Here is a 12,301-nt window from a genome sequence, read left to right as displayed (position 1 = left end):
TGCCGACCGTTGGAGGGGGCGCGTCCGGGAGGACGCGCCCCCTCCGCGCTGGCCGATTGCGTATCTCTTTGTGCAAAGTCGTATCCGCTGCGTAAAGGTCGGGCGTAAGCTCGGGCATATGCGGAATGCGGTTTCCTTACTGATCGAGGCGTGGGGTGCGCCGGGGGCGGGGAGCGGAGGGACGGCATGAACGACGGGACGGTCATACTTCCCTGGCTCGTGATACGGCAGGACGACAACGGCAACCGCTACCGCGTCGGCAGGTACGCGACGAAGGCCGAGGCCCAGAAGATCGCCGACAGCCTCGATGACCGCGGCCACCAGCAGCTGTACTGGGTGGAGCGGCTGAACCAGAACGGCGGTCGATGACGTCGCGGGCGTAGGCTCCGGCGCATGACTGAGCGGATCGTGGTGGTCGGGGCCGCCCTGTACGACGGCGAGCGCCGACTCCTCGCCGCACGCCGCAGCGCGCCCGCGGAGCTCGCCGGGCGCTGGGAGCTGCCCGGCGGCAAGGTGGAGCCCGGCGAACGGGACGAGGACGCGCTGGTACGCGAGCTCAAGGAGGAGCTGGGCGTCGACGCGGAGCCGGTGGCTCGGGTGCCCGGCGAGTTCCCCCTCGGGCGGGGGTACGTGATGCGGGTGTGGCGGGCCCGGCTTGTCGCGGGGGTGCCCAGGGCCCTTCAGGACCACGATGCCCTGCGGTGGCTTGAGCCGGGGGAGGAGTGGGCGGTGGAGTGGCTGCCGGGGGATGTGCCCGCGGTACGGGCCCTGGCGGGCGCGCCGTTCTGAGGTCGCCGCCGCTCCGCGGCGGCCCCTGGTTCCCGCCGCTCCGCGGCGCTGGGGTTCCCGCCGCTCCGCGGCGTTTTCTCCCACCCGCCCGCCCGTGACGCGGTGGTTTCCGGGCGCCCTCCCCGATACCCCCTCACCCCCCGATACCCGCGAGCGCCAGCACCCAGGAGTGCCCCGCCCGCGGCACCGGGATGCAGGGGTACAGGGGGGCGTGCGGGGTTAGGGGAGGGTGGGTTGCGCGCTGTGTACGCCGTTCGTGCCACAGTGCCACCTTGAACACGGTAATCCCACCGGGATATCGGGTATGTGCCCATTAACCCCATGAAACCGGACATGGTTCCGCCGCTGGGCTGGGAAGTGATCGGCGTGATCGACACCGAAGGCGACTGCGCCGAGTGGGACTTTCCCGCGGACCCGAGCGCCGTCCGCAGGGCCCGCGCGGTCGTCCGGCAACAGCTGGGCGCCTGGGGCCTCGCTCCTTTGGGCGACGTCGCCGTGCTCCTGGTCAGCGAGCTGGTGACCAACTCCCTGCGGTACGCGTCGGGACCCATCGTCGTCCGCCTGGTCCGGCCGAGCGGCCCCCTGGGCACCCTGCTCGTCGAGGTCTCCGACCCCGTACCCGACCCGCCGCGCGAGCGCGTGGCCGCACCCGACGACGAGGGCGGCCGCGGCATCCAGCTCGTCGCGCGGTCCTCCAGACGCTGGGGCACACGTCCGGGACGGACGGGAACGACGGGGAAGACGGTGTGGTTCGAGCTGGCGCTGCCCGGTTAGAAGACAGGAAGCACCGGCACGTACAAGTGCGCGGACGGGGCGCAAGGCGGTCACGGGCCAAAAAGGGTTGAGTCCGTGCTGTGATCGTGAACGGCGTGTGGGGCGGCACCGTAGTGCTGGATACTGCGGGCAGCCACATCCGGTGACCGGTGCCGGACGCGGTGAGCTGGAGGGGACGGTTCGCGTGAGCGAGATACCAGCGAAGGCAACGGGTTCGACGCGGCCGACGGCACGGGCGGGGCACACGGGCCCCACCGGGCCCGAGGAGCCGGCGGGGACCGCGGAGCCCGGCACGGGCCGCGGCGCGCGTGCCACCGCAGGTGGCGGCGTGGACCACGGCCCGGGCGGCGGCGTGCGCGACGACGGCCGGGGGGCCGCGGGCGGCGCCGCGGGCGGGCGCGCGGACGTCGGCGCGGGCGAGAGCCCGGGTGCCCGCGGCGAGGTAGCCGAAAACGGCCCGCCGCACGGCGCCCGCGAACCCGGCGACGAGGACGTAGACGACGACGCGTCCGACGCCGTAGGCCCCCCTGCGGCCGCTGGCGTACCCGCCGCCCGACCCGGCGCCGACGCGCGTCGCCGCGCGCGCGAGGGCACCCCCGCGCGCGTCGAGCACCCGCCCCTCACCCCTGACGACGTCACCTGGCAGAGCAGCCCGCCCGGGTCCCTCTACGACTACATCAGGGTGGCGTCGTTCTCGATCGGCCCGGACGGGCTCGTCGACCAGTGGAGCGGCCGCGCCGAGCGGCTGTTCGGCGTGGCCGCGCGCGACGCCGTCGGCAAGGACCCGATCGAGGCGTTCGTCGCGCCCGAGCTGCGTCCGCGCGGCCACCGCAAGATGGCCGAGATCCTCGACGGCCGGGAGTGGACCGGATCGGTCCCGTTCCACCTGCCCGAGCCGGACGAAGGACCCGCGGGCCCGGCGGCGCCCGGCCCGGGCGGCACCAGGGAAGGCATCGCCGAGGTCTACGTCATGCCCGCGCGGACGGCGGACGGCGAGCGGTCCGCCGTCTGTATCGTCGTCGACGTCCAGGCGCTCCGGCAGATCGAGACGGACCTCGCCGCCTCGCAGGCCATTTTCGGACAATCCCCGTTCGGTTTCCTGCTGTTCGGCACGGACCTGAAGGTGCAGCGCGCCAACCGCCGCTTCGCGGCCGTCTTCGGCGGCGGCGTCGACGACCACCGCGGCCGCACCGTCCACGACTACCTGCCGCGCCACGAGGCCGACCGGCTGCAGGCCGCCCTGCGCCGCGTCCTGGAGACCGGCGAGGCCGTCACCGACATGCAGATCGTCGGCCCCGCCCCCGGCAGCAACGACCGCCGCCACTGGACGATCAACCTCTACCGCGTGCACAGCGGCTCGGGCCGCCCCATCGGCATCGCGGGCCTCGGCAACGACGTGACGAGCCGCCACGCCGCCGCCCGCGAGGCCGCCCACGCCCGCCGCAACCTCGCCCTCCTGAACGAGGCGGGCGCCCGCATCGGCAACTCGCTCGACCTGGAGACCACCGCCCGCGAGCTCCTCGACGTCGCCGTCCCCGGCTTCTGCGACCTCGCCTCCGTCGACCTCTACCAAGGCCTCCTCGACGGCGACGAGACCGCCCTCACCCGCCAGGGCCTCGCCGACGGCAGCGCCGATCTGCGCCGCGTCGCCTTCGCCAGCGCCGTCGCCGACGCGCCCTTCCCCGACGGCGCCGGACCCATCGACGTCGGCTCCGTGCACCGCTTCCCCTTCACCTCGCCGTGCGCCGACGCCCTGCGCACCGCGCGCCCCCGCCTGATCGCCGCCGACGAGGGCTCCGGGGCCGGACACCGCCTCACCAGCGGCCTCATCCAGTCGACGCTCGCCGTGCCGATGGTCGCCCACGACACCGTGGTGGGCCTCGCGAAGTTCTCCCGTACGAAGGGCAGCGAGCCGTTCGGCGAACGCGACCGCGCGCTCGCCGTGGAACTCGCCGCGCGCGCCGCCGTCTGCATCGACAACGCCCGCCTCTACCGCCGCGAGCACGAGCGCGCCCTGATACTGCAGCGCTCGCTGCTCCCGCCCGGCGACCCCGAGGCGGCCGGGCTCGACATCGCCTGCCGCTATCTGCCGGGCAACGCGGCCACCGAGGTCGGCGGCGACTGGTTCGACGTCATCGAACTCCCCGGGCACCGCACCGCCCTCGTCGTCGGCGACGTCATGGGCCGCGGCCTGCGCGCCGCCGTCGCCATGGGCGAACTGCGCTCGGCCGTGCGCACCCTCGCGCTGCTCGACCTGGAGCCCGCCGAGGTGCTCGAGGCCCTCGACGAGATCGCCCGCGGCCTCGGCAACCCCGCGGGCCCGCGCCGCACCTCCCGCCCGTCGACGGCGCACCCCCAGGGCCACGACGCCGACGACCTCGCCGAGGTCTACCTCGCCACCTGCGTGTACGCCGTGTACGACGCCGTCACGCGCCGCGTCACCTTCGCCAACGCCGGCCATCTGCCACCCGTCCTGGTCGAACCCGGCGAGAGCGCCCTCATGCTCGACGTGCCGCCCGGCATGCCGCTCGGCGTCGGCGGCGAGCCCTTCGAGGAGGTCGACGTCGACCTGCCCGAGGACGCGCTGCTCGCCCTCTACACCGACGGCCTCGTCGAATCCCGGGACCACCCCCTGGACGAGGGCCTGACCGCGTTCGTCGGCGCGCTCACCGACCCCGCGCGGGCCCTGGAAGACATCTGCGACCACGTGCTCAGCACCCTCGACACCCACCACGGCGAGGACGACATCGCGCTGCTTTTGGCGCGCGTGCAGGGGCTGCCCGCCGAGCACGTCGGCGACTGGGCGCTGCCGCGCGAGCCGCGCTCGGTGGGCCACGCCCGCGAACTGGCGTGCGCGCGGCTGCGGGAGTGGGGCCTCGACGCGCTCGTCGACACCGCCGAACTCCTCGTCAGCGAACTCGTCACCAACGCCCTGCGGTACGGCGAGGGCGAGATCCGGCTGCGCCTGCTGCTCGACCGCACCCTGGTCTGCGAGGTCTGGGACGGCGGCCTGGTGCAGCCGCGCCGCCGCCGCGCCCGCGACACCGACGAGGGCGGGCGCGGGCTCCAGCTCGTCGGCCTGCTCAGCGCCGCCTGGGGCTCGCGCAGGACACCGCGCGGCAAGACCGTGTGGTTCGAACTGGCCCTGCCCGACGGGGACGCGCCGCCCATGGACGCGGCCGAGGCGCTGATGAGCCTGTTCTGACCCCCCACCTGGGCCCCGCGCCCGCGTTCCCCTGACGGGCCGCCTCGCCTCGCCGGTGCGACGTCAGGTCGTCGCCTTGAGCGCGGCGAGGCGGGCCTCGACCTCCGCCTCGTCCCGCAGGCCCGCCACCGGGGCGAACCCCTCGGCGAGCGCGGCCCCCTCGGGACCGTCCGCCCGGCGCAGCACCTCGGCGAACCGGTCGAGCTCCGGCTCCGGTGCCAGCGCGCTCACGTGCGCTGCGCCGTCGGTGCGGGGGACGCGGGCCCGCGCGGCGCGGGCGTGGGCCAGCAACTGGTCCCGCCGCGTGCGCAGTTCCGTCAGCTTGATCCGCAGTGAGTCCAGGCCGTCCGCGAGGGCCTCGGCGGCGTCCCGCCGCGCGGCAAGGACCTCCTCCAGTTCCCTCGCCTGCCCCTCCCACCGCAGCTGCCGCCCGAGCGCGGCCTTGGCGAGGCCGTCGCACCGGTCGGCGAGGTCGGCCCGGCCCTCCCGCCGCAGGGCGTCGGCCCGCCTGCTGGCGTCGCGCGCCCGCGCTCCCCACGCCGCCGCCGTCTCCCCGTCCTCCCAGCGGTCCCGCTCCAGCGGGCGCGCGTCGGCGACGGCCACGGCGGCGTCCGCCCGCCCGGCCTCGCCGATCACGTCCGTGTAGGCGCCGATCAGCTCTTCCAGCGCCCTCCCCGGATCCTCCGCCTGGTCGATGAGGGAGCGGAGATCGGCCCGGGAGAGCCGGACCACGCGTCCCAGGAGTGTCCGCCGCGTCATGTCCGTCCTCCTTCGCCGAGACGCCCGCGGGTCCGGGGCCCGCCGAAGCGCCGCGGCCCGCCGCCGCCCGGTCCGCCCCCGACGAGAATCCCCCCGACCACCGCCCCGCCCACGCCGCTCCCGGGGACGGCGCCCTCGTACGGATTGCCGTACGCCCGCACGTCCCGCTCGGCGACCGCCCGCGCCCGCCGTGCCAGGGCGTCGGCCCGCTGCGCCTCGGTCACCCGGAAGCTCTCGGCGCTCTCGGCGCCCTCGACCCGCGCGGCCTGCGCCCGCGCCAGCCGCCGTTCGGCCTCCGCGAGCCGGGCCCGCGCCTCGAGACCCACCGCCCCCCGGTGCGTCGTCACGTAGTCCCCGGCGGCGGCGACCGCGCCGCGTGCGAGGAACACCGCCCGGTCGAGGAGCGACCGCGACCGGGCGTCGGCGCCCTCGCTCCGCCGCGCGCCCGCGAGGCCGTGGACAAGCGCCGCGTCGGCCTCTCCCACCCGGCGCAGCGCGTCCACCGGGTCATACGCCCCCGCCGCGGCCGCCCGCCGCGCCTCCGCCACCACCGACTCCGCCTGCGCGGCCCGCCCTCGCAGCTCAGCGCCCGCGCCGCCCGCCGCGGGCCCCGCCAGGAGTTCCCGCACCTCCGCGAGGTCGGCCTCCGCCCCGTCGAGCGCGCCCGGCAGCCACCCGTCGGCCCGCGCGAGGTCACCGGCGAGCCGCACGACGGCGGCGGCGAATGTGCCCGCCTGGTCGATGGCGCCCTCGGCCGCGCGCAGCCCGACCACGGCCGCCTCGCTGTCGCCCACGTCAGCGCTCGCCCGCGCTCCGTTCAGCCGAACCGTGGCGAAGACGAGCCGGTCCTTGGCCTGCTCCACGTTCCCGACGACCGCCTCGATCGCCGTCGGCGCATACGCCGCCCGCAGCTCCTTCAGCGCCGACTCCGCCTCCATGGTGCGGGCGTTGGCCTGCCGGAACACCGTCTCCGCCTGCTCCAGGGCGCGGGCCGTCGAGCCCTCGAGCGAGCGCAGTTCATCGAAGGCGGCGGCCTCAGCGTCCAGCCGCCGTCCCGCCTCCGCGCAGCGGGCGACGATCTCGTCCAGCATGCGGCGCCGGGTCGCGTCGTCCTCGAAGGAGGCGTCGTCGTCCAGCCGCCGCCGCAGCCGGAACGCCGCCGTCAGCTCCGCGCGGGCCTGCTCCAGGGCCCGCGCGAACGGCCGGACCTCCGACTCACCGAACCCCGCCGTGGCGAAGGCCAGTTCCTCGGCGCTGGCGCGCACCGCGTCGTCCATCTCCACCAGCAGGCGCCCCGCTCGCGCGTCAAGCTCGGGCAGCGCGGTCGCCTGCGGCCCCTTGGGGCTTGTGCCGCCGGGGGTCGTCCGCGTGGTGAAGCGCCGCCTGCGCCGTCGGTAGGCCACCGCCGCGAAGGCCCCCGCCACTCCTACGGCGACGACGGGCAGCACCAGGTCACCCGCCACACCGTCGTCATCGCCGCCCGAAGCGGCCGAAGCGCCTGAGGCGCCCGAAGCGCCCGAGGCGGCCGAAGCGGCCTCCCCTGGGGGAACCACCCACTCCGCACGCGCCACGGAGGTCGCGTGCGCCGCCTGTGCCCCGGTGCTCTCCGTCGTCGTCGCGTGCGCCCACGCCGCGGGCCCCGGGAGCCCGCACCACAGGAGCAGCGCGGCGGCCACGGCCCGCGCGGCGGCGCGCGACGGGGAGGACGACGTCACATCTGGCAGCGTAGGTCGGCCTCCGGGGCCCCGCGACCGGGGGACGGAGTCCCTTTCGTACGGTGGCGGCGGACGGGTCGGCGGAGACAGGGGAGGGACCTGGTGGACGAGGTTTGGGCGGGCGTACGGGAGCGGGTGCTCGCCGTGCGTGAGGCACCGCACTGGCGTGAGGTGTTCGGCGCCGACTGGCCCGGAAGGCACGGGCATGGGTTCCGTCTGGAGCCGGTGCTCACCGAGGCGGAGGTGCGGGCGATCGAGCGCCGGACGGGCGAGGAGTTCCCCGGCGAGTACCGCACGTTCCTCCTCCAGGTCGGCGCGGGCGGCGCGGGCCCGGACTACGGCCTGTTCCGGCAGCGCCCGCCCGCCCCGGACGAGGAGCCTGCCCCGGATGCGGAGCGCACCCCGAACGAGGAACCCGCACCCCGCCCCCGCGCCCTCCCCTTCCGCCCGGAAGCCACCGACGAACTGGAGGCCCACGAGGCCGAGCAGCCGCGCGCCGAGCACTACGACGGGCGTGATGGGGACGGCGGCGAAGAGGCCCTGCGCCGTGACTACGCGGCCTGGGAGAAGCGCTACGACGAGCTCTATGACGCCCTGACCGACGGCACCCTCGTGCTGGGGCACCAGGGCTGCGGCTACTACAGCCTGCTGGTCGTCGCGGGCCCCGAGCGCGGCACCATCTGGGACGACGTGCGGGCTGTGGGCGAGGGTGTGCGGCCGGTGGCGTCGCCGGAGCGGCCGCGTGTCACGTTCGCCCAGTGGTACTTGGGGTGGCTGGAGCGCGCCGAGCGGACGGCGGTCCGGCCGCCGTCGGCAGCCCTCGGTCAGGGGACGTAGCGCATTTCGGGGAAGCGGGGCGACGAGCCGTCCAGGAGGTGGTCGTCCTGGTGGCGCAGCCAGCGGTCGAAGAAGGAGGCCACATAGGCGCGCTGGGCGGATATCGCCCGCTGGGGGTCCACCGTGCCGATGTTCTTCTCGACGACGGCGCGGGGGAGGCCGGACTGGGGCAGAACGGCGGCGAGGTCCGTGTACGTCTGGTGCTTGGCGCCCTGGAGCGTGAAGTCCCGCTTCCAGCCGGGGCTGCGGGTCCAGAAGGACCGCCAGGAGGGCTCCGTGGTGTGGTCGCTGCCTTCGCGGCCCATCAGGAGCAGCGGGCGGTCGACGCCGTTGCGGGCGACCGGCATGAGGTGGGTGCCCTTTGGTTCGCCGTTGTACTCCAAGGTCCCGTCCAGGTTGATGGCCGCCTTTACGCGCCGGTCCTCGTACATCGTCTCGGCGGCGGCGATTCCGCCCGCGGACTGGCCGAACATGCCGACGCGGCCGCGGTCGATCACCTTGGACAGGCCGTGCGGCAGGTCACCGAGCCGGTCGAGGACGAACTTGTCGTCGGCGACCCGGATGGACAGGACCTTCTTCAGGAGCCGGGACAGCGACGCCTCGTCGTGCACCTGGGCGAGGGCGTCCCGCAGGGGCTTGTCGCCCTTGACCGAGCCGTCGGGGAACTGCACGCCCGGGGACTCATAGGTGTGGTCGACGGTGATGACGACATAGCCGCGGCTGGCCATCTCCTCGACGAGCGCGGTGCCCCAGGTGCGCGGGTCGTTGGCCCCCGCCGCGTACACCAGCACCGGGCGGCGTCCGTCCCGTGTGTCCACCGGGGCTCCCTGGCGGGCGTGTGACCGCATGCCCGCCCAGTCGACGGTTCCCTTCGGAATCCCGTGCGGTGCCGCGGCGTCCCAGGCCTCGGCCGCGCCCGGCGCCATATACGGGGCGGGCTTGGGGCCGGGCGTCTGCCGCGCCGGATACCAGACGCTCACCATCAGTTCGCGGAACGGCCGCGAGGTGACCCAGGGGTCGGTGCGCGTGTGGTCGACGAGGCGGGTGGAGAGGGTGCCGACCGGGTGCGGTCCCGTCGGGGCGGGCAGCGCCGGGCGGACCGCGTCCGGTGCGTGGGCGCCCGAGGTGCCCCCGGACTCCTGCGCGAAGGCCGGTGCGGCGCCCCCGGCCCCCAGCGTCACCGCCGCCACGAGCCCCGCGGCCACCAGCACCTTCAGCGAGCGCGGACGACGCCGCGCGGTACGAATCTCCATGCCTCCATGCTGGCCGCCGCCCGCCCCCGGAACCATGGGGGCGATCAAGAGAATCGCCTGGGGGATTACCCCCACAAAGCCCCCGGCCCAGTGCCTCGCGCCCCTGGCCCAGCGCCTCGCGCCCAGCGCCCCGCGCCCAACGCGCGCCCCGAGCCCCTCACTTCCGCCCCCCGGCTACACCCCCCGCCGCCGAATCTTGTTCCCCAGCCACACCAACGGGTCGTACTTCCGGTCGACAGCGCGCTCCTTCAACGGAATCAGCGCGTTGTCCGTGATGTGGATGCCCTCCGGGCAGACCTCGGTGCAGCACTTGGTGATGTTGCAGTAGCCGAGACCGTGCTCCTCCTGCGCGGTCGTCTTGCGGTCCAGGCCCTCCGTGGCGGCCGCGTCCAGGGGGTGCATGTCCAGCTCGGCGACGCGCATCAGGAAGCGCGGCCCCGCGAACGACGTCTTGTTCTCCTCGTGGTCACGCACCACATGGCAGGTGTCCTGGCACAGGAAGCACTCGATGCACTTGCGGAACTCCTGGGAGCGGTCCACGTCTTCCTGCATCATGCGGTACTCACCGGCCCCCAGCTCCGGCGGCGGCACGAAGGCGGGCACCTCGCGCGCCTTGGCGTAGTTGTAGCCGACGTCGGTCACCAGATCGCGGACGACGGGGAAGGCGCGCAGCGGCGTGACGGTGATCGTCTCGTCCCGCGTGAACACCGACATGCGGGTCATGCACATCAGCCGCGGCCGCCCGTTGATCTCCGCCGAGCAGGAACCGCACTTGCCCGCCTTGCAGTTCCAGCGGACCGCCAGGTCCGGCGCCTGGGTGGCCTGGAGGCGGTGGATGATGTCGAGCACCACCTCGCCGTCGTTGACCTCGACCTCGAAGTCCTCCAGGCCGCCGCCCTCGGTGTCGCCGCGCCAGACCCTGAACCGCGCCTGGTACGCGCTCGACGCGGAGCCGGAAGACGAGCCGGAAGACGAGCCGGAAGACGAGCCGGAAGAGGAGCCGGAAGAGGAGCCGGAAACGGAATCAGATGCGGCAGTGCTCACTCGTAGAGCTCCTCTTCGGCGAGGTACTTGACCAGCTCCTCCTTGTCGAAGAGAGCGAGCAGGTCGGGGCGGATGGGGTCGGTCGTGACGCGTTCGAGGTCGATCTGGCCGCGCACGGGGTCCGTGGCCGCGAGGCCGCCGGTCGGGTCGGTGAGGCGGCAGAGGAGGTTGAGGCGGCGCCAGTCGCGGTTCATCCCGGGGTGGTCCTCGCGGGTGTGGCCGCCGCGGCTCTCCGCGCGCTCCAGGGCCGCCCGCGCCACGCACTCGCTGACCAGCAGCATGTTCCTGAGGTCGAGCGCCAGGTGCCAGCCCGGGTTGAACTGCCGGTGGCCCTCGACCCCGGCCCGGCGCGCCCGTACCCGCAGCCCGGCGAGCTTCTCCAGGGCCTGTTCCATCTCGCCCTCGCGGCGGATGATGCCGACGAGGTCGTTCATCGTCTGCTGGAGTTCCTGGTGGAGGGTGTACGGGTTCTCCGGCGTCGCCCCGTCCTCGGGGCCCTCGGCGCTGAACGGACGCAGTGCCTCCGCCGCCGCCGTGTCGACCTGCGGGTCGTCCACGATCGGCCGTACGGCGAGCTCGTCCGCGTACCGCGCCGCGTACAGACCGGCCCGGCGGCCGAAGACCAGCAGGTCGGAGAGGGAGTTGCCGCCGAGCCGGTTCGAGCCGTGCATGCCGCCCGCGACCTCACCGGCCGCGAAGAGGCCGGGCACGCCGCGCGCCGCCGCCGTGTCGGATTCGACCGCGATGCCGCCCATCACGTAGTGGCAGGTCGGCCCGACCTCCATCGCCTCGGCGGTGATGTCGACGTCGGCGAGCTCCTTGAACTGGTGGTACATGGACGGCAGCCGACGCCGGATGACCTCCGCGGGCATCCGCGTGGACACGTCGAGGAACACGCCGCCGTGCGGGGAGCCGCGGCCTGCCTTCACCTCGGAGTTGATGGCGCGCGCGACCTCGTCGCGGGGCAGCAGCTCCGGGGGGCGGCGGTTGTGGTCCGGGTCCTCGTACCAGCGGTCGCCCTCTTCCTCCGACTCCGCGTACTTCTCCTTGAAGACGTCCGGAATGTAGTTGAACATGAACCGCTTGCCCTCGGAATTGCGCAGCACCCCGCCGTCACCGCGCACCGACTCGGTGACGAGGATGCCTTTCACCGACGGCGGCCACACCATTCCCGTCGGGTGGAACTGCACGAATTCCATGTTCAGCAGCGGGGCGCCCGCGAGGAGGGCGAGCGCGTGCCCGTCGCCCGTGTACTCCCATGAATTCGACGTCACCTTGAAGGACTTCCCGATGCCGCCGGTGGCGAGCACGACGCTCGGCGCCTCGATCACGAAGAAGCGCCCGCTCTCCCGTTCGTAGCAGAACGCCCCGCTGACCCGGTCGCCTTCCTTCATGACGCGGGTGACGGTGCACTCCTGGAAGACCTTCAACCTGGCTTCGTAGTCGCCGAATTCCTTCTTGTCCTGCTGCTGGAGCGCCACGATCTTCTGCTGGAGGGTGCGGATCAACTCCAGTCCCGTACGGTCGCCGACGTGGGCGAGCCTTGGATATTCGTGCCCGCCGAAGTTCCGCTGCGAGATGCGGCCGTCCTTGGTGCGGTCGAAGAGCGCGCCCCAGGTTTCCAGCTCCCACACCCGGTCGGGCGCCTCGCGCGCGTGGAGTTCCGCCATGCGCCACTGGTTGAGGAACTTCCCGCCGCGCAGCGTGTCACGGAAGTGCACCTGCCAGTTGTCGCCGGAGTTCACATTCGCCATGGCCGCCGCGATGCCGCCTTCGGCCATCACCGTATGGGCCTTGCCGAACAGCGACTTGCAGATCACGGCCGTACGGGCGCCCTGTTCGCGCGCCTCGATCGCGGCCCGCAGACCCGCGCCCCCCGCGCCCACCACGACGACATCCCACTGCTGCCGTTCCACTTGCGACAT

Annotated in this window: 10 protein-coding genes; 5 read left to right on the top strand and 5 right to left on the bottom strand. The window is 74.1% G+C overall.

What is annotated here, in order from left to right; genetic code table 11:
- Positions 1-186 precede the first annotated feature (186 nt).
- The 4 genes from AC07A4_RS01515 to AC07A4_RS01500 all read left to right on the top strand — a co-directional run bounded on the left by AC07A4_RS01515 (position 187) and on the right by AC07A4_RS01500 (position 4,768).
- Entirely contained in the window at positions 187-369 is a 183-nt protein-coding gene (locus AC07A4_RS01515; RefSeq protein ID WP_478591413.1) for an SPOR domain-containing protein, read from the top strand.
- A 24-nt stretch (positions 370-393) separates the two neighbouring features.
- Entirely contained in the window at positions 394-789 is a 396-nt protein-coding gene (locus tag AC07A4_RS01510) for a (deoxy)nucleoside triphosphate pyrophosphohydrolase (protein WP_478591411.1), read from the top strand.
- A 333-nt stretch (positions 790-1,122) separates the two neighbouring features.
- Complete coding sequence (locus AC07A4_RS01505; protein ID WP_478591408.1) at positions 1,123-1,563, top strand: ATP-binding protein; 441 nt, start codon at positions 1,123-1,125, stop codon at positions 1,561-1,563.
- 142 nt (positions 1,564-1,705) lie between these two features.
- Positions 1,706-4,768 carry a SpoIIE family protein phosphatase gene (locus AC07A4_RS01500; protein ID WP_478591405.1) on the top strand — a complete coding sequence of 1,021 codons (3,063 nt, stop codon included), beginning with the start codon at positions 1,706-1,708 and terminating at the stop codon, positions 4,766-4,768.
- A gap of 63 nt (positions 4,769-4,831) precedes the next feature.
- Here AC07A4_RS01500 and AC07A4_RS01495 read toward each other — a convergent pair whose 3' ends face one another.
- Together AC07A4_RS01495 and AC07A4_RS01490 are read right to left on the bottom strand one after the other, a co-directional pair.
- Positions 4,832-5,527: a PspA/IM30 family protein gene (locus tag AC07A4_RS01495; RefSeq protein WP_478591402.1), complete on the bottom strand. Its 696-nt coding sequence runs from the start codon at positions 5,525-5,527 to the stop codon at positions 4,832-4,834.
- Positions 5,524-7,242 (bottom strand): coiled-coil domain-containing protein, encoded by a 1,719-nt coding sequence (locus AC07A4_RS01490; protein WP_478591400.1) that lies wholly within the window; start codon positions 7,240-7,242, stop codon positions 5,524-5,526. Before AC07A4_RS01490 ends, AC07A4_RS01495 begins: the two co-directional genes overlap by 4 nt.
- A 102-nt stretch (positions 7,243-7,344) precedes the next feature.
- Here AC07A4_RS01490 and AC07A4_RS01485 point away from each other — a divergent pair, with 102 nt between their 5' ends.
- A complete protein-coding gene (locus tag AC07A4_RS01485; RefSeq protein WP_478591398.1) occupies positions 7,345-8,079 on the top strand; it encodes an SMI1/KNR4 family protein in 735 nt (244 codons plus the stop codon).
- On the opposite strand, the gene AC07A4_RS01480 is transcribed toward AC07A4_RS01485, so the two are convergent.
- From AC07A4_RS01480 to AC07A4_RS01470, 3 genes are all read right to left on the bottom strand, one after another.
- Complete coding sequence (locus tag AC07A4_RS01480; RefSeq protein ID WP_478591395.1) at positions 8,067-9,332, bottom strand: alpha/beta hydrolase family protein; 1,266 nt, start codon at positions 9,330-9,332, stop codon at positions 8,067-8,069. The genes AC07A4_RS01485 and AC07A4_RS01480 overlap by 13 nt on opposite strands.
- Positions 9,333-9,506: 174 nt before the next feature.
- Positions 9,507-10,376 carry a succinate dehydrogenase/fumarate reductase iron-sulfur subunit gene (locus AC07A4_RS01475; RefSeq protein ID WP_478591392.1) on the bottom strand — a complete coding sequence of 290 codons (870 nt, stop codon included), beginning with the start codon at positions 10,374-10,376 and terminating at the stop codon, positions 9,507-9,509.
- Entirely contained in the window at positions 10,373-12,301 is a 1,929-nt protein-coding gene (locus AC07A4_RS01470; RefSeq protein ID WP_478591390.1) for a fumarate reductase/succinate dehydrogenase flavoprotein subunit, read from the bottom strand. The genes AC07A4_RS01475 and AC07A4_RS01470 overlap by 4 nt, the downstream gene beginning before the upstream one ends.

It is taken from the genome of Streptomyces sp. NPDC043996 (assembly GCF_056435225.1).
The sequence above is the reverse complement of the archived record's forward strand: the minus strand, read 5'-3'. Positions and strand labels throughout refer to the sequence as shown.

Excerpts from the sequence above, each read along its gene's own strand:
- AC07A4_RS01510 (WP_478591411.1), top strand. The coding sequence starts at position 394 with ATGACTGAGCGGATCGTGGTGGTCGGGGCCGCCCTGTACGACGGCGAG.
- AC07A4_RS01505 (WP_478591408.1), top strand. The coding sequence starts at position 1,123 with ATGGTTCCGCCGCTGGGCTGGGAAGTGATCGGCGTGATCGACACCGAA.
- AC07A4_RS01480 (WP_478591395.1), bottom strand. The coding sequence starts at position 9,332 with ATGGAGATTCGTACCGCGCGGCGTCGTCCGCGCTCGCTGAAGGTGCTG.
- AC07A4_RS01515 (WP_478591413.1), top strand. The coding sequence starts at position 187 with ATGAACGACGGGACGGTCATACTTCCCTGGCTCGTGATACGGCAGGAC.
- AC07A4_RS01495 (WP_478591402.1), bottom strand. The coding sequence starts at position 5,527 with ATGACGCGGCGGACACTCCTGGGACGCGTGGTCCGGCTCTCCCGGGCC.
- AC07A4_RS01470 (WP_478591390.1), bottom strand. The coding sequence starts at position 12,301 with ATGTCGCAAGTGGAACGGCAGCAGTGGGATGTCGTCGTGGTGGGCGCG.